The organism is Empedobacter sp. UBA3475 (assembly GCF_002378465.1).
Classification (GTDB): domain Bacteria; phylum Bacteroidota; class Bacteroidia; order Flavobacteriales; family Weeksellaceae; genus Empedobacter; species Empedobacter falsenii_B.
In genome coordinates, this window is record NZ_DFRA01000033.1 from 44,428 (window position 1) to 61,717 (window position 17,290).

General features: G+C 31.5%; 18 protein-coding genes, 7 tRNA genes and 1 riboswitch. Of the genes, 8 read left to right on the forward strand and 17 right to left on the reverse strand.

All coding sequences use genetic code 11. From position 1 onward, the window contains the following. The first annotated feature begins 34 nt into the window (after nt 1–34). The 3 genes from B3I31_RS07295 (at nt 35) to B3I31_RS07305 (ending at nt 2,180) form a co-directional block, all read left to right on the forward strand. On the forward strand, nt 35–703 hold the full coding sequence (locus tag B3I31_RS07295; RefSeq protein ID WP_219033914.1) for a hypothetical protein: 669 nt from the start codon (nt 35–37) through the stop codon (nt 701–703). Beyond that, the gene (locus tag B3I31_RS07300) at nt 700–1,188 is read left to right on the forward strand and encodes a hypothetical protein (RefSeq protein WP_221855472.1); all 489 of its coding nucleotides are present in this window, start codon (nt 700–702) and stop codon (nt 1,186–1,188) included. Before B3I31_RS07295 ends, B3I31_RS07300 begins: the two co-directional genes overlap by 4 nt. Before the next feature lie 89 nt (nt 1,189–1,277). Continuing rightward, a complete protein-coding gene (locus B3I31_RS07305) occupies nt 1,278–2,180 on the forward strand; it encodes a ketopantoate reductase family protein (RefSeq protein ID WP_125349990.1) in 903 nt (300 codons plus the stop codon). Nucleotides 2,181–2,216: 36 nt separating this feature from the next. Here B3I31_RS07305 and B3I31_RS07310 read toward each other — a convergent pair whose 3' ends face one another. The 12 genes from B3I31_RS07310 to B3I31_RS07365 all read right to left on the reverse strand — a co-directional run bounded on the left by B3I31_RS07310 (nt 2,217) and on the right by B3I31_RS07365 (nt 9,337). After that, on the reverse strand, nt 2,217–3,131 hold the full coding sequence (locus tag B3I31_RS07310; protein WP_125349989.1) for a hypothetical protein: 915 nt from the start codon (nt 3,129–3,131) through the stop codon (nt 2,217–2,219). Nucleotides 3,132–3,178: 47 nt separating this feature from the next. Continuing rightward, nucleotides 3,179–3,253 (reverse strand) — tRNA-Pro (locus B3I31_RS07315). 22 nt (nt 3,254–3,275) lie between these two features. After that, nucleotides 3,276–3,359: transfer RNA gene (locus B3I31_RS07320), tRNA-Ser, on the reverse strand. A 19-nt stretch (nt 3,360–3,378) separates the two neighbouring features. Then, a tRNA-Arg gene (locus tag B3I31_RS07325) sits at nt 3,379–3,452 on the reverse strand. A gap of 24 nt (nt 3,453–3,476) precedes the next feature. After that, nucleotides 3,477–3,551: transfer RNA gene (locus B3I31_RS07330), tRNA-Pro, on the reverse strand. Between the two features lie 51 nt (nt 3,552–3,602). Continuing rightward, nucleotides 3,603–3,677, reverse strand: a tRNA-Pro gene (locus B3I31_RS07335). A gap of 60 nt (nt 3,678–3,737) precedes the next feature. Beyond that, nucleotides 3,738–4,922 (reverse strand): tryptophan synthase subunit beta, encoded by a 1,185-nt coding sequence (gene trpB / locus B3I31_RS07340; RefSeq protein ID WP_125349944.1) that lies wholly within the window; start codon nt 4,920–4,922, stop codon nt 3,738–3,740. Nucleotides 4,923–4,934: 12 nt separating this feature from the next. Then, the gene (locus tag B3I31_RS07345; protein WP_125349945.1) at nt 4,935–5,606 is read right to left on the reverse strand and encodes a phosphoribosylanthranilate isomerase; all 672 of its coding nucleotides are present in this window, start codon (nt 5,604–5,606) and stop codon (nt 4,935–4,937) included. Beyond that, nucleotides 5,603–6,388 carry an indole-3-glycerol phosphate synthase TrpC gene (gene trpC, locus B3I31_RS07350; RefSeq protein WP_125349946.1) on the reverse strand — a complete coding sequence of 262 codons (786 nt, stop codon included), beginning with the start codon at nt 6,386–6,388 and terminating at the stop codon, nt 5,603–5,605. The genes B3I31_RS07345 and trpC overlap by 4 nt, the downstream gene beginning before the upstream one ends. Continuing rightward, nucleotides 6,385–7,371: an anthranilate phosphoribosyltransferase gene (trpD, locus tag B3I31_RS07355; protein WP_125349947.1), complete on the reverse strand. Its 987-nt coding sequence runs from the start codon at nt 7,369–7,371 to the stop codon at nt 6,385–6,387. Before trpD ends, trpC begins: the two co-directional genes overlap by 4 nt. 4 nt (nt 7,372–7,375) lie before the next feature. Further along, complete coding sequence (locus B3I31_RS07360; protein WP_125349948.1) at nt 7,376–7,939, reverse strand: anthranilate synthase component II; 564 nt, start codon at nt 7,937–7,939, stop codon at nt 7,376–7,378. A gap of 3 nt (nt 7,940–7,942) precedes the next feature. Then, entirely contained in the window at nt 7,943–9,337 is a 1,395-nt protein-coding gene (locus B3I31_RS07365; protein WP_219033919.1) for an anthranilate synthase component I family protein, read from the reverse strand. 253 nt (nt 9,338–9,590) lie between these two features. On the opposite strand from B3I31_RS07365, the gene B3I31_RS07370 reads away from it, so the two are divergent. Next, on the forward strand, nt 9,591–10,367 hold the full coding sequence (locus tag B3I31_RS07370; protein ID WP_219033920.1) for an enoyl-CoA hydratase/isomerase family protein: 777 nt from the start codon (nt 9,591–9,593) through the stop codon (nt 10,365–10,367). A 73-nt stretch (nt 10,368–10,440) separates the two neighbouring features. Here the strand turns inward: B3I31_RS07370 and trxA are convergent, their stop codons facing one another. Continuing rightward, a complete protein-coding gene (gene trxA, locus B3I31_RS07375) occupies nt 10,441–10,797 on the reverse strand; it encodes a thioredoxin (RefSeq protein WP_084106970.1) in 357 nt (118 codons plus the stop codon). A 234-nt stretch (nt 10,798–11,031) separates the two neighbouring features. Further along, complete coding sequence (locus B3I31_RS07380) at nt 11,032–11,667, reverse strand: suppressor of fused domain protein (RefSeq protein ID WP_286495266.1); 636 nt, start codon at nt 11,665–11,667, stop codon at nt 11,032–11,034. Nucleotides 11,668–12,155: 488 nt separating this feature from the next. Here B3I31_RS07380 and B3I31_RS07385 point away from each other — a divergent pair, with 488 nt between their 5' ends. Together B3I31_RS07385 and B3I31_RS07390 are read left to right on the forward strand one after the other, a co-directional pair. Next, nucleotides 12,156–12,890, forward strand: a complete 735-nt coding sequence (locus tag B3I31_RS07385) for a hypothetical protein (RefSeq protein ID WP_286495267.1) — start codon at nt 12,156–12,158, stop codon at nt 12,888–12,890. A gap of 9 nt (nt 12,891–12,899) precedes the next feature. Continuing rightward, a complete protein-coding gene (locus B3I31_RS07390; RefSeq protein WP_286495268.1) occupies nt 12,900–13,301 on the forward strand; it encodes a hypothetical protein in 402 nt (133 codons plus the stop codon). Between the two features lie 254 nt (nt 13,302–13,555). Here the strand turns inward: B3I31_RS07390 and B3I31_RS07395 are convergent. The 3 genes from B3I31_RS07395 to B3I31_RS07405 form a co-directional block, all read right to left on the reverse strand. Beyond that, nucleotides 13,556–13,628, reverse strand: a tRNA-Met gene (locus tag B3I31_RS07395). A gap of 6 nt (nt 13,629–13,634) precedes the next feature. After that, nucleotides 13,635–13,707 (reverse strand) — tRNA-Met (locus B3I31_RS07400). Between the two features lie 169 nt (nt 13,708–13,876). Then, nucleotides 13,877–15,028 carry an LOG family protein gene (locus B3I31_RS07405; RefSeq protein ID WP_291087836.1) on the reverse strand — a complete coding sequence of 384 codons (1,152 nt, stop codon included), beginning with the start codon at nt 15,026–15,028 and terminating at the stop codon, nt 13,877–13,879. Between the two features lie 126 nt (nt 15,029–15,154). Then, nucleotides 15,155–15,242: riboswitch (adenosylcobalamin-variant (AdoCbl-variant) riboswitch) on the forward strand. A gap of 129 nt (nt 15,243–15,371) precedes the next feature. Between B3I31_RS07405 and B3I31_RS07410 the strand changes: the two genes are divergently transcribed. Together B3I31_RS07410 and B3I31_RS07415 are read left to right on the forward strand one after the other, a co-directional pair. After that, nucleotides 15,372–15,785 (forward strand): acyl-CoA thioesterase, encoded by a 414-nt coding sequence (locus B3I31_RS07410; RefSeq protein ID WP_114998110.1) that lies wholly within the window; start codon nt 15,372–15,374, stop codon nt 15,783–15,785. A gap of 119 nt (nt 15,786–15,904) precedes the next feature. Further along, the gene (locus B3I31_RS07415; protein WP_114998113.1) at nt 15,905–17,281 is read left to right on the forward strand and encodes a tryptophanase; all 1,377 of its coding nucleotides are present in this window, start codon (nt 15,905–15,907) and stop codon (nt 17,279–17,281) included. Nucleotides 17,282–17,290: the final 9 nt, after the last annotated feature.

Sequence of the window (17,290 nt, forward strand, 5' to 3'; positions counted from 1 at the left end):
CAATAAAATTTCTAATTATATAAAAATCAACCTTATGAAAAAACTACTTTTTACTTTTTTACTGACATTATTTACCTCTGTTCAGCTTTTTGCAGATGGACCTTTTTTATATTCTTTACCTTTTGGTTCGAGAGTTTATCCTGATGAAACGATCTTAGAAAAAACGAAAGAAAAAGGAATTGATTATTCTACTTTCGAAAAATATATGTTGGATAATAATATAGAATTAGGCAAAAAAGTTGGGCTTCTTTCTGAACTCGAAGTTTATTTTGTGGTGAATGATAATCAAAAATCATATTTTGTTGATTATAAAGAGAAATTTAAAAAGTCAGTTGGAAAGAAATTTGGAACTAAAACTCCAATCAATGAACGATTTTTAATTGCGTTGATGGATGATTACGATATAGAATCTCCTAAAGTAGAAGTATATCAAAAATTTGTTGATGAAAATCCTCAAAGTAAAACGATGCAATTTGTGAATATTTTTGCTTATAATTTTAATCTTATTTGGGATGATGATAAAAAAGATTATTCTTCTATGAATGATTTTATAGAAAAATATCAAGATAATTGTTTGCAAAATTTTGAGAGTTTTAACAACGATACTTCTGCCGATATTTTTTCTGAATTTGAAGAGATTATTGCGTTAGGATACAATTGCGATTATGCTTTGAATGTCTTGCTCCTGCAAATAATCGATTGAATATTCTGAATCAAAAAACAGGATTTACTTTAAATAAAATTGCAAATGCAGAACCAATTCCAAGAATGGTTGTGACGTCAAATGCTTCTCAAATTGGATTGTCGGCTTATGAATGGTTAGGTGAGGAAATGATGTTAATTTCAAGCTTGAAAATTTCGGATGAAGAGAAAACTCTTCTGAATTATTTTGCCGTAAATGAAACATACAATTATATCAATCATGTCAACAATCTATATGTTTTATTTGAAGCGATTCAGAAAATGCCCTCACAATTAGCGAAATCTGCGAATAATAAATCTGTTGAAAAAATTGCTGCAAAAGATAATTGGAAGAAAATAAATCAATTGTATGATGTATTGAAAAAGAATTTTCAAAAAGAGAATGAAATAGCTGTAGATTCTAGCTCAAACCTTGATGATTTGCGTAATTTGATTTATTATTTGTATCTCAATCCAAAAGAATTGTCAAAAGTTTATCAAAACTAATTATAACCGAAATATTAAATTTTTTCAAAGACTTTAATTCGTAAATGTTGTAGATTTTATTTTAAATTTATCTTCTAAATAACAAAAAAATGAAATCAATTTATTTTCTTGGATTGGGAGCTTTAGGAGCAAAATATGCAGCGAGTTTTTATGAATATAATCCAGAAATTGTAAGTGTAATTGTAGATGAGGAGCGAAAAAATCGATACGAAAAATCGCAAATTTTTGTGAATGATAAAGCGTATGATTTTAATTATGTCACAAAAATCGAGGAGAATAATTATCCAGATTATATATTTTTAGTCGTTAAAAGTTCACATTTACAGCAAGCGATAGAAGATATGAAGCCTTTTGTTGGTGAAAACACAATGATTGTAAGTTTGATGAACGGAATTTCTTCTGAACGTGTTTTGGCAGATCATTTTGGATGGGATCGTGTGGTGAATGCAGTTGCATATATGGATGCTGTAAAAGTTGATAATCGCGTGACGTTTTCGAGTATAGGAAAAATTATTTTTGGGAAAATGGATTCAATTAATCATGATAAATTAGTCGATTTACATGAATTGATGAATGTTGCTGAAATTCCAAATCAATTATCGGATGATATTCAGAAAGCGCAGTGGGCGAAATATTTGGTAAATGTTGTCGGAAATCAATTGACGTTTTTGTTGGAGTTTCCATATGGACAATTTCGTACCAATCAACATCTCGAGGTTTTAATGGATATGATTTCTAATGAAGTTCTTGCAGTTGGGAATGCACATGGAGTTGCAATTGGTCAAGAAGAAGTGGATCGAATGAAATCTACGATGAAAATTGTGGATGAATTTGGTAAAACTTCGATGTTACAAGATCGCGAAGCAAAACGATATTCGGAAGTGGATGAATTTGCAGGCGAAATTATCAGTTTAGGAAAACAATATAATATTCCGACACCTTACAACGAGTTCATTTATAATATGGTAAAATCAATCGAAGAAACATATTAAAATAGTCATAAAGTCATTCAATTTTGGATGACTTTTTTATTTGAAATCAATCGCTTTTGGATAAGCAACTTTCTGAATAATATAAATCGATAGCATAAAAAATATACTCATGATTAATGTTGCAACAGGTAAATATTTTATCGAGTCAGAAGGTAAAATCATTGGTAAAATAACCATTGCAAAAGCAGGAGGTAAGCGTAAATCTGTTAATTTCAAAATAAACATTACGATAATCAAATCGATCAAGCCAATGATTAACCAATTATCAAGATAATGCATTGTTAAACAACCAGCCATTGTAGCCATGAACATTACAAGAATACGTTTTAGACGTACGGTTAATTTTAATGTTGGATTATTTAAAGATTCAAAAGAAATTACGATAATAGGTGGAATAGCAGAGAAATGTGCAAAACCGCTAAAATAACAAGCTGTAAACCAAACTACACATAATCCGATTAACCATCTGTTATGGCTTGTATAAATCATTGGAACCGCATTTTCAGTTGGTTTTAGTTTGAATATTTTTATTGATAGAAAAAGTAAAAAGACAAATAGAAATATCGCATATAGAAATACAAAAGATTCTGTATTTGTAACAATTGGTAATAATCCCGTAGCTAATGCTGGCGCAAGTTGACTTTTAAAAATTTTCAAGACAATTAACATTGCAACCAATACCAATGCTAATTTGAATGATAATATAATCGGTAAAAAATTAATCCCAAATCCTAAAATAGCAGTTATGGATGGAAGTAAAAAAATATGAAATGGTCGTTGTAGCCATTTATTTTCTCGAAACGTTAAAATTCCGACAGATAATGCAGCAACTTCTGGTAAAATAATTTCTTTATCATCATAAATCATTGCTGTTCCAATCATGATTAAAATAAATAGAAAAGCGACAGAGTATGAGACAAAAGATTCTTTATTACCTAAGATAGATTTCATGAAATAAATGTATAAAAAAAACCTTTGCAAATATACAAAGGTTTTTGTCGGGGTGGCAGGATTCGAACCTGCGACCTCCTGCTCCCAAAGCAGGCGCGATGACCGGGCTACGCTACACCCCGATTCGGTCATTCAAAAAAAATGCGGAGAGACAGGGACTCGAACCCTGGCATCGGTTTCCCGATGACAGATTAGCAATCTGCTCCATTACCGCTCTGGCACCTCTCCTGGTTTTTAATAAAACGTGTGATCCAGTCAGGATTCGAACCTGAGACCTACTGCTTAGAAGGCAGTTGCTCTATCCAGCTGAGCTACTGGACCGATCCAAAAATTCATTGAATTTTGTCGGGGTGGCAGGATTCGAACCTGCGACCTCCTGCTCCCAAAGCAGGCGCGATGACCGGGCTACGCTACACCCCGATTCGGTCATTCTTTTACGATAAATCTTTCTATTTTCGGATGAAAATTTTGTCGGGGTGGCAGGATTCGAACCTGCGACCTCCTGCTCCCAAAGCAGGCGCGATGACCGGGCTACGCTACACCCCGATAGATTTCATTATCGTGGGTGCAAATGTAAGGTGATTTTTGAAAATTAACCAAATATTTTTAAGAATATTTTTCGGAAACTTTCATATATGTTTCTAAATCTTTATCTCCTCTTCCTGAAAGATTCAGAATCACAATGTCTTGCGGTTTAAAATTAATTTTTTCTAAAGCAGCTAAAGCGTGAGAAGATTCTAATGCAGGAATGATTCCTTCCTCTTTTGTCAACATAAAAGCAGCTTCCAAGGCTTCATCATCTGTTGCATTTAAGAATTCAGCACGTCCAGTTTTGAACAAATGCGCATGTAAAGGACCAACGCCAGGATAATCTAATCCAGCCGAAATTGAATAAGGTTCAACAATTTGTCCATCTTTATCTTGCATCAATAATGTTCGACTTCCGTGAATAATTCCTTCTGTTCCTTTGATAGTTGTAGCAGCAGTTTCTCCAGATTCTACGCCCAAACCTGCCGCTTCAACCGCGATTAATTTGACAGAATCATCATTTAAAAAATGATAAAAAGCTCCCGCAGCATTACTTCCGCCACCAACACAAGCAATCACGTAATCAGGATTTTCTTTCCCATATTTCTCTTTCATTTGTGCTTTAATTTCTTCTGAAATAATCGCTTGGAATTTCGTTACCATTGCTGGATAAGGATGAGGACCAACTACAGAACCAATGATGTAAAAAGTTTCAGGATTATTGATCCAATAACGAATCGCTTCATTTGTTGCATCTTTCAAGGTTTTACTTCCTGAGGTTGCTGGAATAACTTCTGCACCTAACATTTTCATTCGTGCAACATTTGGTGCTTGACGAGCAATGTCAATTTCTCCCATAAAAACGATACATTCTAATCCCATCAACGCACAAACAGTAGCAGTTGCAACACCATGTTGTCCAGCACCAGTTTCGGCAATAATTTTGGTTTTACCCATTCGTTTTGCTAAAAGAGCTTGACCAATCGCATTATTGATTTTATGTGCACCTGTATGATTCAAATCTTCACGCTTTAATAAAATATTGGTGTTATATCTTTTTGAAAGATTTGGTGCAAAATACAATGGACTTGGTCGACCAACGTAATCTTTTAATAACAAATTAAATTCATTTTTGAATTCGTCTGTATCGATATATTGTGCTAAAGCTTCAGATAATTCTTCACAATTATGATGTAATAACTCTGGGATAAATGCTCCTCCAAATTCACCATAAAAACCTCTTTCGTCAACTTCGTATTTCATTTTGTTTCTTTTTTAATTTTGTTCAATTCGTCCATCAATTGTATCGATAAACTGTTTTACTTCGTCAGTTTTTTTTATTCCTGGTGCTGACTCAAAACCACTATTGATATCAAATCCAATACATTTCGGATGCTGAAAATTTTTCAAGATAAATGCATCTTCAAGTGTTATTCCGCCACTTAATAAAAAGGGTATTGATAACTGATAATTTGTTAACAATTGCCAATCAAATTTCTTTCCAGTTCCTCCGTAATTATTTGATTTTGTATCGAAAACAAAACTATCAATAACTTGTTGATAAGTGGTTAATTGTTGAAAATCTTCAATCGATTTTATGCCAACGGCTTTCCAAATTTTAAAGTCTAAAAAGTTTTCATCAGTTAATAATCGTTGATGTTTTTGATTGATTAATTCTTCACAAAAGTCAGCTGTTTCATCACCATGTAATTGGACAACATCTAATTTATATTCTTCAACTTTTTCGAGAATTTTCTCGACTGATTCATTCACGAAAACGCCAACTTTTTCTGCATTCGGAAAAACTTCAAAAATAGATTCGTCTTCTACAAATCTTTTTGATTTTGGATAGAAAATAAAGCCTACATAATCGGGTTCGATTGCTGCAATTTCTTTAAAATTTTCGATGTTATTATTTCCGCAAACCTTTACTTGAAAACGTTTCATTTTGATTCTTTTACAAATTGCTCAAATGCTTGAGATGGATTATCTGCTTTCATAAAATTTTCACCAATTAAAAATGCCTGAAATCCAGCTTGTCTTAATTCTTTTACTGTTTTAGGATCAGAAATTCCACTTTCCGCAACTTTAATTAAATCGGTTGGTAATTGTTTCAAGATTTGTTTTGATTTTTCAATATCAACTTCGAAATTTTTCAAATTACGATTGTTAATTCCAATCAAATCAATGAATTCATTTACCTTTTCTAATTGATCTTCTGAATGTAATTCCAATAAAACTTCTAATCCAATTCCCTTAGCAGTTTTAGCTAAATTATAGACTTCGTCTTTTGTTAAACATTCTGCAATTAATAACATCAAATCTGCACCAATCGCTTTTGTTTCGTACACTTGAAATTCATCAACAATAAAATCTTTACGCAAAACAGGAATATTCAACACTTCTTTTGCTTGTTTTAAATCATCAAAACTTCCGCCAAAAAATTGCTCATCTGTTAAAACAGAAACGACAGAAGCACCAAACTTTTCGTAACCGGAAACAACTTCTTTTACATTTGCGTCTTTGTTAATAAAACCTTTCGATGGTGATTTTCGCTTAAATTCTGCAATAATTCCAGATTTTAATTTATCTAAAATTGAAGCTTTTGTAGATTTAACAGGAAGCAAAAAATTTTCTGAATTTCTAAAACTTTCTATTGATTGAGTTTTCTGTTTTTCTAAAATTTCAATACGTTTTTGCGCGACAATTTCGTCTAATATCGTTTTCATGGTTTCATTAATTTTTGGAATACATTCAATGCTTTTTTACTGTCTAAACTTTCGTTCGCAATTGCTACACATTCGATTAAATCTTTGGTTGGATAAATTGTTTTAAGCGCTAAAGCAGCATTTGCTAAAACAACTTCTTTTTGTGCTTTAGTTGAATTTCCTTCTAAAACGCTCAAAAATATTTTTGAATTTTCTTCGATTGATTTTCCTCCTTTTATCTCATCAGGTTGAAGAATATTTAAACCAAAATCTTTACTTTCTAAAACAAATTCCCCCGAATTATTGAACACTTTTGTAGGCGATGTCAACGAAACTTCATCATAACCAGCCAACGCAGTCGAAATCGAATATTTCACGCCCGAATTTTGCATCACATAATGATATAATCGAGCAGTTTTGACATCATATGTTCCTAAATTTTGAAATTCTGGTTGAACAGGATTCACCAAAGGCCCCATTAAATTGAAAAATGTTTTTATCGCCAAACCTTTTCTAATCGGAGCAACTTTCGCTAAAGCCGGATGAAAGAGTGGCGCATGTAAAAATGTAATTCCAACTTCTTCGAACTCACGTTTTAATTTATCTTGATTAACAGAAAATTCGTAACCAAAATTATCCAACATATTCGAAGAACCGCTTACAGACGACGTTCCGTAATTTCCTTGTTTAATAATTTTCTCTCCAGCTCCAGCCAAGACAAAACAACTCAATGTCGAAATATTAAAAGTGTCTTTTCCGTCACCGCCCGTTCCTACAACATCAATCGCTTGCTTTGGTAAATTAACTTTGATGCATAAATCTAACAACGCTCGACGATATCCTTTTAATTCTTCCAACGTAATGTTACGCATATTAAAAATGGTCATAAATGAAGCTAATTCGACAGCCGAATATTTTTCTTCCGAAATTTCCACCATAATTTGATAGGCTTCATTTTCGCTCAAAGTATAATTTTCGAATAATAAATTTAATAATTTTTTCATCGTTTTAAGCTTCTAACCAATTCTTAATCATCTCATCTCCAAGTGGTGTTAAAATAGATTCTGGATGAAACTGAACACCGCGAACATCATACGTTTTGTGACGTAAAGCCATCACTTCTCCTTTTGGACCAACTGCTGTAATTTCTAATTCTTCAGGAAAATCTTCATTTGAAACTACCCAAGAATGGTAACGTCCAACTTCTAATTTTTTTGGTAAATTTTGGAATAACACTTCGTCTTTTATTACTTCAATTTTAGATTCAACTCCGTGAAAAACTTCTTGTGTATTTAATAATTTCCCTCCAAAAACTTCTCCAATTGCTTGTTGTCCTAAACAAACGCCAAAAATAGATTTTGTTGAAGCATATTTCTCGATGATTGGTTTCAATAAATTGGCTTCATCAGGAACTCCTGGACCTGGAGAAAGTAATATTTTATCATAATTATTCACATCTTCCAAAGTAATTCCATCATTGCGAACAACGGTAATATCATCGGCGAATTTCTTTAATGAATGCACTAAATTATAGGTGAACGAATCGTAATTATCGATAACTAAAATTTTCATAGTTTATAGGTTTTGAGCGATTTCTATTGAGCGACGAAGCGCTCCTAATTTATGATTGACTTCTTGTAATTCATTTTCTTCGACCGATTTGGAAACAACTCCAGCACCAGCCTGAAAATATAAGGTATTTTGTTTGCTGACGAACGTACGAATCGCAATCGCCATGTTGATGTCACCGTTGAATCCTAAATATCCAATTCCGCCACCATAAACGCCACGATTTTGATTTTCGTAACCGTCTAATAATTCCATTGCTTTGAATTTTGGTGCGCCAGAAAGTGTTCCAGCCGGAAAAGAGTCTGCAAAAACTTTCATCGTATTTACGCTTGGATCCAATTGAGCAGTTACTTTTGAAACCATGTGAATCACATGCGAGAAATACTGAATTTCTTTGTATTGTGCGACTTTTACATCAGCAGAATTTCGACTTAAATCATTGCGAGCCAAATCGACCAACATCACATGCTCTTCATTTTCTTTTGGGTCAGCAATTAATTTTTCGGTCAATTCTTTGTCCAAAGTTGGACTTCCAGTTCTGCGAACTGTTCCTGCAATAGGATGAATTTCTGCATGATTATTATTAATGATAATTTGCGCTTCTGGTGAAGATCCGAAGATTTTATAATTTCCGTAATCGAAATAAAACAAATAGGGCGAAGGATTTACAGAGCGTAAAATGCGGTAAACATTAAATTCGTCACCCGAAAATTTTTGTTTGAATTGACGAGAAGGAACAATTTGGAAAACATCTCCACGGAAACAAGATTGTTTACATTTTGTCACCATTTCTTTGAATTCATCATCTGTTAAATTCGATTGAATTTCACTTTCTACATTAAATGGATATTCAACAATTGATTTGTTATGAACAACACTTTTAATTTCAGAAAATTTAGAATCTATTTCATCATTTTGAAATTCGATGAATTGAATTTCATTGTGAAAATGATTGAACACCACAATATTTTGATAGAACGAATACGAAAATTCTGGAATCGTTGCTTCGTTTCCTTTTGCTGAAAATTTTACTGTTTCAAAATGTGGAATCGCATCCCACGCAATGTATCCAAATAAACCATTTACAGGTAAATCTTCTCCATTTTGAATCATAAACTGACTTGTAAATTTTTTGAATTTCTCTGTCAATTCTTGACCATTCAACGCATATTCTTTTGTTTCTCCATTCGCATACGTTTCATTCACAATTCCGTTTGTAACCTTAAAAGTTGCGATCGGATTTAGACAAATAAAAGAGTTAGCATCTGTCTTAGAATGATAGTCAGAACTCTCTAATAATAAGGCATTCGGATAAATATCTCGCAATTTCAAATAAAGCTGAACAGGAGTTGTTAAATCGGCTAAAACAGTTTCTTTCTGTATGTTAAAAGTTAAATTCATTTGTTAAATATTTAGGTTTAGAGCACAAAAAAAGGCTTGTCGGTTACGACAAGCCTTTTCTACATATAACTGCATAGAGGTCTTACGAACCAACGTTTTGTTGTTCGATATTCCACCACCAGTTATTTGTAAATAATGTTTTCATTGGGACAAATTTAGGAAGGATTTTGAATTGTACAAATTATTTTTTGATAAATTTTTTAGTTGAGTGAACAATTGATATTTTTGAGTGAATAATAAAAACACAAACAAAATGGAATATAATTATAACAATCTGATTGTTGAAGTAGAAAATAAAATTGCATTAGTTACCTTAAATCGTCCGCAAGCATTAAATGCATTGAACAAAGATTTATTAGATGATATTTCAAACTTTTTTACAGACGCAGATTCTGATCCCGCTATTCGAGTAATTATTTTAACAGGTTCTGGTGAAAAATCTTTCGTTGCTGGTGCTGATATCAAAGAATTTGCAAGTTTTGATGGTCGTCAAGGTGAAAAATTAGCTGCAAAAGGACAAGAAAATGTTTTTGATAAAATTGAAAATTCTAAAAAACCTGTAATCGCCGCAGTGAATGGTTTTGCTTTAGGAGGTGGTTTAGAATTAGCGATGGCGTCTCATTTTCGTATAGCATCAACCAATGCAAAATTAGGATTACCAGAGGTTACATTAGGTTTGATTCCAGGTTATGGAGGAACGCAACGTTTGCCAAAATTAATTGGAAAAGGTCGTGCAATGCAGGCAATTATGACAGCAGATATGTTTACAGCTGAACGCGCGTATGAAATTGGTTTAGTGAATGAAGTTGTTGAGCAAGCTGAATTAATTGATCGAGCAAAAGAAATTGCGACTAAAATTTCAAAAAATTCTTCTGTAGCGATTCGTCACGCGATTCGAGCGATTAATGCGTCAGATAAAGACAATGGTTTTGAAGTTGAAATTGAAAGTTTCGGAAATTTATTTGACGAAGAAGATTTCAAAGAAGGAACAACTGCTTTTGTTGAGAAAAGAAAACCTAATTTTAAGTAAATTTACATAAGCAAAAAAATCCGCTCATTGAGCGGATTTTTTAATCGACTTTGGTTGCAAAGCAAACCTATTTTTAAATATATTTTTTGATTTCTGTAACCAATTGTTCTTTTGGTCGTGCTCCACTTTGTTTCCATAATAATTCACCATTTTTGAAAATGGCAAAAGTCGGAACCCCTTGCACTTGATATCGTGCAGCTAAATCTTGATATTTATCAACATCCACTTTTAGGATTTTGACATCATCTCCCAATTCTTCTTTCACTTGTTGCAAAACTGGACCCATCATTTGACAAGGACCACACCAAGTTGCAAAAAAATCTAACAAAACTGGTTTATCTGAATTAATAATTTCTTCGAAAGTCATCGTTTTTGATTCTTCTTTGTTATTTGATTGATTTTTATTTCGGTTGAATAAATTTTTAAACATCTTTATTTTTTCTTCTTAAATATACTAAAAAAAGCACTTCCGAAGAAGTGCTTCATAATTAGCTTTACTAATTATTAACCTAACCTATGAAAAATTTATTCTACTGTTAGTGCTACTAACATTTAGGTATAATCAAAACAAATACCAAGCTTAAAACACTGACAATCTGTTTTTTACATTTAACATAATTTAAGAAATAGGTTAACGTAAATATGTTTTATTTTAGAAATTCTACTATAATTCACACACAAATTTTGGATTAACTGACTTTATTTCAGCTATCACTGACATTATTTCTTCTTTGGTTGAATTATCTTCCAATCTTTTCAATTGTTCCGAATTCAAACCAATCATTTGTATAAATGTAACTTTTCCATGTGGCGTATCAATTTCATCTAAATCATCATCCTTGATAAAAGCCAAACCAACAATATCCGTTTCCGAATCTGTACGAATTGGTCCTCCTAATGGTAAAAATTGGTATTCATCAAACCAAACTTTTGTTTCGTTCACGAATCGTCCCAAATTATTCATTAATTGAACCACCCAAAAAGGATCTTCACCATTATCATCTTTAACAGGTTTCACACGGAAAGAAAACTCAAATCCCCACTTACTAAAATCCGCTCCTACACTCTCTTCCGAATAGTATAAATGTGACATTCCGTAACTCACCAAATGATAATACCCATTGACATCAAAAACCGCAACTCCATCAATTGGATCATCACCTCCTTGAAAAGACATTACCTGCGGCGAATAAAAACGAGGCTCTAAAGTCCCATAAACTTCTTTTAAGCGATTTTCAATCGCAATTGCACCAACCGCTTGATCTGATTTATATTGTTTTTTGTATTCTTCTACATTCATGATGCAAAAATAGTTTATCCAATCTTAATTCTCAGTTAAAGACATAAAAAAAGAGAGCTTCTTGTTAGAAACTCTCTTTGTAGTCGTTTTGAAGAGCACAAAATGTTTTACCAAGTACTTATAACTTCTTTATACTTTTCTTTGATCTTTTACGATTTTAGAAAAATATTTTTTGATCATAAACTATTATTGAATAGGTAATTTTTCCTATTTTTACTGAGTTACGTTTTGGTTACTTTTGTACTATTTCGTAATATTCAAGAAAAGAAAAAAACTCATTATAGAAGGTGATAATATAAATGAGGATTCTTGATGACAAAAAATAATATCTATCATAAAGATATTGTAGGTTATAATCCTTATAATGGAAAATTGACTTTGCATTCGAGAAATCCTAAATGTGAAGATTTTACGATTAATCTAAATGATGTGTACCGGATCTTCTATATTATAAAACGAACTTTTTAAAAATACTAAAATTACACTATATGAATATTGAATTACTTTTAGTTTTTTTAGTACTTATATTTTTAATTTACTATTTATATAGTAAACTATTAAAATATCCAGAAGTTTTAAATTTTAAATATAAACCTGATTATAAATATGATTTTATTGATATAATTGAAGATAACATTGGTCAAGTAGAAAAAATAAAAATTAGAAGTAATGAAATTTCTGAATCTGATGGATGGATACCTCCTATAAATAGAAAATATTTTAGAGATTTTTATTTTGATGGTTCATGTAATCTAAGGCAAGTTGATTTTTATGAATGTATTAATGAAAAGCCTTTTGAAAAAGTTATTTTTGAATATAATAGTAATGGTAATCTTATTTATGAGAAAAGATTATTAAAAAATGGTAAAACAGAAGTCTGTAAATATTCTTATAGATGGTTTTTTAATTGTTTGAGTGTAAAGAAAAGTGACTCTGATGATGTTGAAAAGTTTTATTTTAAAAATAAAGAGTTGTATAAAAAGAAATTTATTCAGAATTACAAAATATTTGATGAACATAGAAAAAAAATTGATGTATATTTTTTAAAAGAAGGTCAGTTTGTAAATGATGATGATTTTTATAATTTTTTAAACAATTTAGATATTGAAAATGAATCAAAATCTATATACGAATATAACGAGAATAATGATTGGATATTAAAAAGACAATCAATTAACGAAAATTTAGAACAGGAAATTAAACGTGAAATATTTTATATATAAATATTAAGTATGAATAATTTAGAGAAGTTAGATGAGGTTGTATCTATTGAAATTGAATCATTAGAAAATAGAAAGTGGTACAAATATGAATTTAATGGTAAAAAATTTAAAATCAGAAAGAACGATAAAGAAATAAAGCTTAAACCATATGTAAGCATGTGGATAGTTTTATTTATTACTATTGTTATTTATCTTGGTATTTCAACTTTTCTCAATATTGTAAAAGAAGGTATTCATTTAAATGATGATTATAATGCTAATCATACTTCAATTACAATGTATTTGCCAATTGTTTTTAATCCTATTGTTATTTATTATATAATTAAATATGTATCGATAAATATCAAGAAAGGAGATGATTATACCAAATTAATAGATTTACTTGAGAAAAAAGGTTATAAAATCAATTAAAATGATAGTGTAATTTTTAATATAAAAATCCATCGTAAAAAACGATATAAAAATAGGTGTAAAAATGAGTTAAAAATCATAAGCTTTTAACTGTTATTTACAAATGATAAAAACGCTATTCAGTTTTCGCTGTTTAGCGTTATATTGTTTTTTATATTCTTCTACATTCATCATACAAAAATAGTTTATCCAATCTTAATTCTCAGTTAAAGACATAAAAAAAGAGAGCTTCTTGTTAGAAACTCTCTTTGTAGTAGCGAGGACCGGACTCGAACCGATGACCTTCGGGTTATGAGCCCGACGAGCTACCTACTGCTCCACCTCGCGATTTAGTAGCGAGAACAGGACTCGAACCTGTGACCTTCGGGTTATGAGCCCGACGAGCTACCTACTGCTCCATCTCGCGTTATTGGACTGCAAATATACGTTCATTATTTAAAATACCAAACATTTTTCGAAATTATTTTATTTTATTCGGACATAAAACAAATAAAAACCACATAAACCATTTTATTAAAGAGGTTTATGTAGTTTTAAATAATTAAATTTATTTTTAATAATCTTCTAAAATAATTTTAAATCGCTTTGATTGGTGGATGATTTTCGATAAAATCAATTGCTAAATCAGCACTATCTGTTAAAAATAATAACTCTTTATATGGTCTTCCTGTTGCTAATTGATGCAAAACCGAATAAATCGCTGTATCTTCTACATATCTTTTCTTACTCAAAAAAATCATTGGACTGTAATATCCGGAAGTTCCATAATGATTTTGAGCTGCTTCCTGAAAAATTTCTTGGGTTGTTCCTGCACTTCCAGGCGCATAAACCAAACCGAACAAGCTAATTGTTAACAACATATCTTCTCTGATACTATTTGAAAAATATTTTGCAATATTCGTGGCAAATAAATTACTTGGTTCATGACCATAAAACCACGTAGGAATTGCCAAACTTTCAGCACCATTTGGATAGATTTCTAAAACTTTTTTAGCATTCGTCATAAAATTCTTCGCCAAATATTCAGTTTTATCTTCATCAATAAAGTCTAAATCAGCCAAAATATGAATTGCATTCATCAAATCTTCATCCGAATAATTTGCCATATAAGCTCCTAGATTAGCAGCCTCCATAATTCCAGACCCTCCACCAGAAACAACAAAATACCCTTTTTCAGTTGCTAATTTCGCCGCTTTTGCCGTTTCATTATAAAACTCAGAATTACGCGCAGTAGAATGTCCCCCCATAAAGCCAACCACTTTTTTCTTCGTCATTCCATTATCATCATATTTCAAAATTCGACGCAAACCATCATCAATAGACAAATCATGTAAGCGTTGTGCCAAAGCTTCTGAAACAGACGGATTATATTTATGTTTTTTAAAATGTTTATAGATTTTAAGATCGATACTTTGGTCATTATCTGGATTATAACCTTCCATCAGCTCTTGCCAAGTGTATAATTTTCCACGATAAGGATTATAAGGAACTGATTCAAATTTTGGATAAACAAATGCTCCTTTTTCAATTAAATAGATCGCTTCGTGTTGTTTAAACTTACAACCCAAAAACGATGTATTGCATAAATTATATTCTTCCCAATTAATTTCTTGACGCAAAAAATTAATATCTTGAACTACTTTATCGGTTAAATCTTTGGTTTGAGAAACTAATTCATTCCATTCTGATAGATTATGAACTAAATCTTTGATTGGTTTTATTTTCATTCTTTTTTCTTACTTCATTAAAAATTCGTAAAATGAATTTACACGAATTATTCCAAACCAACGAATTCGGCACAATAAATCTGCTAATTTTCATTTTTCTAATTTATATTTGCATCAAATTCGTGCTCAACTTATTGGGGAATCGTGTGCAATTCACGAACTGTCGCGCAACTGTGAATCAATATTTTTGATAAGTCAGAATGCCACTAATTGAGTTAATAATTAGTCAAAAACTTTCGCGAAAAAAGTAAAAATTATGTTCTATGAAATCATCAAACCACCACAAAAAAACATTATCAACTCAAAAAATAATGAAGAAAAGTAACGTGTAAATATTATGATAATGGAAGTGGAAAAAACACCAAGAGAAGAGTTGATCGAACAACGTATCATCAATTCTGAAACTCGCATTTTCAAAGCTGTTTTTCCAGGAGATACAAACCACCACAACACAATGTTTGGAGGGTCAGTAATGTATTTGATGGATGAAATTGCTTTTATGACAGCAACTCGTTTTTGTCGCAAACCTATTGTTACGGTAAGTAGTGACAAAATTGATTTTAAACACTCAATTCCAGCAGGAACTATCGTAGAAATGGTAGGAAAAGTGGTACGTGTAGGACGTTCAAGTTTGGATGTACAAATTGACGTTTTTATCGAAAGTATGTATCGTGACGGACGTGATAAAGCGATTTCTGGAACGTTTACATTAGTTGCAATTAACGAAAACAAACGACCAGTTCCTGTTATTGACTAACACAAGCTATAGAAAATTTTTAATCCTTTATCTTTTTGATAGAGGATTTTTTTATGATTTTCAATTAATAATTGATAATATTCTAAAGGTTTCTTAGTTTTACATTAAACACAAGAAAAATGGAATTACCTTTTGCCGAACCATTTCGTATAAAAATGGTCGAAGAAATTTATCAATCTACTCGAGAAGAACGCGAAAAGTGGATCGAAGAAAAAGATTACAACCTATTTAACCTAGAAAGCCACAAAGTATTTATTGATTTATTAACTGATTCTGGAACTGGAGCAATGTCTGATAAACAGTGGTCTGCAATGATGACTGGAGACGAAAGCTACGCTGGTTCTCAATCTTTCTTAAAACTGAGAGAAACCATTAATACCATTACTGGATTTGAGTTTCTTTTACCAACGCATCAAGGTCGTGCAGCAGAAAACGTATTATTTTCAGCTCTTGTAAAAGAAGGTCATGTTGTTCCTGGAAATTCGCATTTTGATACAACAAAAGGTCATATCGAATTTAGAAAAGCGCACGCAATTGATTGTACTATTGATGAGGCTTTTGACAGCGAATTGATTCATCCTTTCAAAGGAAATATCGATTTACAAAAATTAGAAAATGTCTACAAAGAATATGGGAAAGAACAAATTCCATTCACATTAATCACTGTTACGTGTAATTCTTCTGGTGGTCAACCTGTGTCTATAGAAAATATTCGTCAAGTTCGTGAATTGTCTAATCAATATGGAATTCCAGTCTTTTTTGATGGCGCTCGTTTTGCGGAAAATGCTTATTTCATCAAAGAAAGAGAAGAAGAATTCAAAACGGAAACGATTAAAGAAATTGTTTTAGAAATGTTTTCTTACGGAGATGGAATGACGATGTCTGCGAAAAAGGATGGTTTGGTAAATATTGGTGGATTTATTGCACTGAATAATGAAGAGCTATATAAAATTTGTGGAAATTTTGGAATTATCTATGAAGGATATTTAAGTTATGGCGGTTTAGCTGGACGCGATTTAGCCGCTTTAGCACAAGGTTTACAAGAATCTACAGAATATTCTTATTTACAATCGCGCATCAAACAAATTGAATATTTAGGGAATAAATTAATTGAATTTGGGATTCCAATTCAGCAGCCAATTGGTGGACACGCTATTTTTGTTGATGCTGTAAAGTTTTTACCAAATGTAACGCGCGAAGAATTTCCTGCACAAACATTGGGAATCGAATTGTACAAAGAAGCTGGAATTCGTGGTGTAGAAATCGGAACTATTTTGGCAGATCGTGATCCTAAAACACGTGAAAATCGTTATCCAAAATTAGAATTATTGCGTTTAGCAATTCCAAGAAGAACTTATTTCCAAAGTCATATGGATTATATCGCGGTTGCGTTGAAAAATATTTTTGATCGACGAAACGAAATTAATTCTGGTTATGAAATTTCGTGGGAATCTGAAATTTTAAGACATTTCACTGTAAAATTGAAAAAGAAATAAATAAAAAAT

What these genes read in the sequence shown, in the direction of transcription:
- B3I31_RS07295 (WP_219033914.1), top strand. Translation starts at nt 35, where the DNA reads ATGAAAAAACTACTTTTTACTTTTTTACTGACATTATTTACCTCTGTT.
- B3I31_RS07305 (WP_125349990.1), top strand. Translation starts at nt 1,278, where the DNA reads ATGAAATCAATTTATTTTCTTGGATTGGGAGCTTTAGGAGCAAAATAT.
- B3I31_RS07310 (WP_125349989.1), bottom strand. Translation starts at nt 3,131, where the DNA reads ATGAAATCTATCTTAGGTAATAAAGAATCTTTTGTCTCATACTCTGTC.
- trpB (WP_125349944.1), bottom strand. Translation starts at nt 4,922, where the DNA reads ATGAAATACGAAGTTGACGAAAGAGGTTTTTATGGTGAATTTGGAGGA.
- B3I31_RS07345 (WP_125349945.1), bottom strand. Translation starts at nt 5,606, where the DNA reads ATGAAACGTTTTCAAGTAAAGGTTTGCGGAAATAATAACATCGAAAAT.
- trpC (WP_125349946.1), bottom strand. Translation starts at nt 6,388, where the DNA reads ATGAAAACGATATTAGACGAAATTGTCGCGCAAAAACGTATTGAAATT.
- trpD (WP_125349947.1), bottom strand. Translation starts at nt 7,371, where the DNA reads ATGAAAAAATTATTAAATTTATTATTCGAAAATTATACTTTGAGCGAA.
- B3I31_RS07360 (WP_125349948.1), bottom strand. Translation starts at nt 7,939, where the DNA reads ATGAAAATTTTAGTTATCGATAATTACGATTCGTTCACCTATAATTTA.
- B3I31_RS07365 (WP_219033919.1), bottom strand. Translation starts at nt 9,337, where the DNA reads ATGAATTTAACTTTTAACATACAGAAAGAAACTGTTTTAGCCGATTTA.
- B3I31_RS07370 (WP_219033920.1), top strand. Translation starts at nt 9,591, where the DNA reads ATGGAATATAATTATAACAATCTGATTGTTGAAGTAGAAAATAAAATT.
- trxA (WP_084106970.1), bottom strand. Translation starts at nt 10,797, where the DNA reads ATGTTTAAAAATTTATTCAACCGAAATAAAAATCAATCAAATAACAAA.
- B3I31_RS07380 (WP_286495266.1), bottom strand. Translation starts at nt 11,667, where the DNA reads ATGAATGTAGAAGAATACAAAAAACAATATAAATCAGATCAAGCGGTT.
- B3I31_RS07385 (WP_286495267.1), top strand. Translation starts at nt 12,156, where the DNA reads ATGAATATTGAATTACTTTTAGTTTTTTTAGTACTTATATTTTTAATT.
- B3I31_RS07390 (WP_286495268.1), top strand. Translation starts at nt 12,900, where the DNA reads ATGAATAATTTAGAGAAGTTAGATGAGGTTGTATCTATTGAAATTGAA.
- B3I31_RS07405 (WP_291087836.1), bottom strand. Translation starts at nt 15,028, where the DNA reads ATGAAAATAAAACCAATCAAAGATTTAGTTCATAATCTATCAGAATGG.
- B3I31_RS07410 (WP_114998110.1), top strand. Translation starts at nt 15,372, where the DNA reads ATGGAAGTGGAAAAAACACCAAGAGAAGAGTTGATCGAACAACGTATC.
- B3I31_RS07415 (WP_114998113.1), top strand. Translation starts at nt 15,905, where the DNA reads ATGGAATTACCTTTTGCCGAACCATTTCGTATAAAAATGGTCGAAGAA.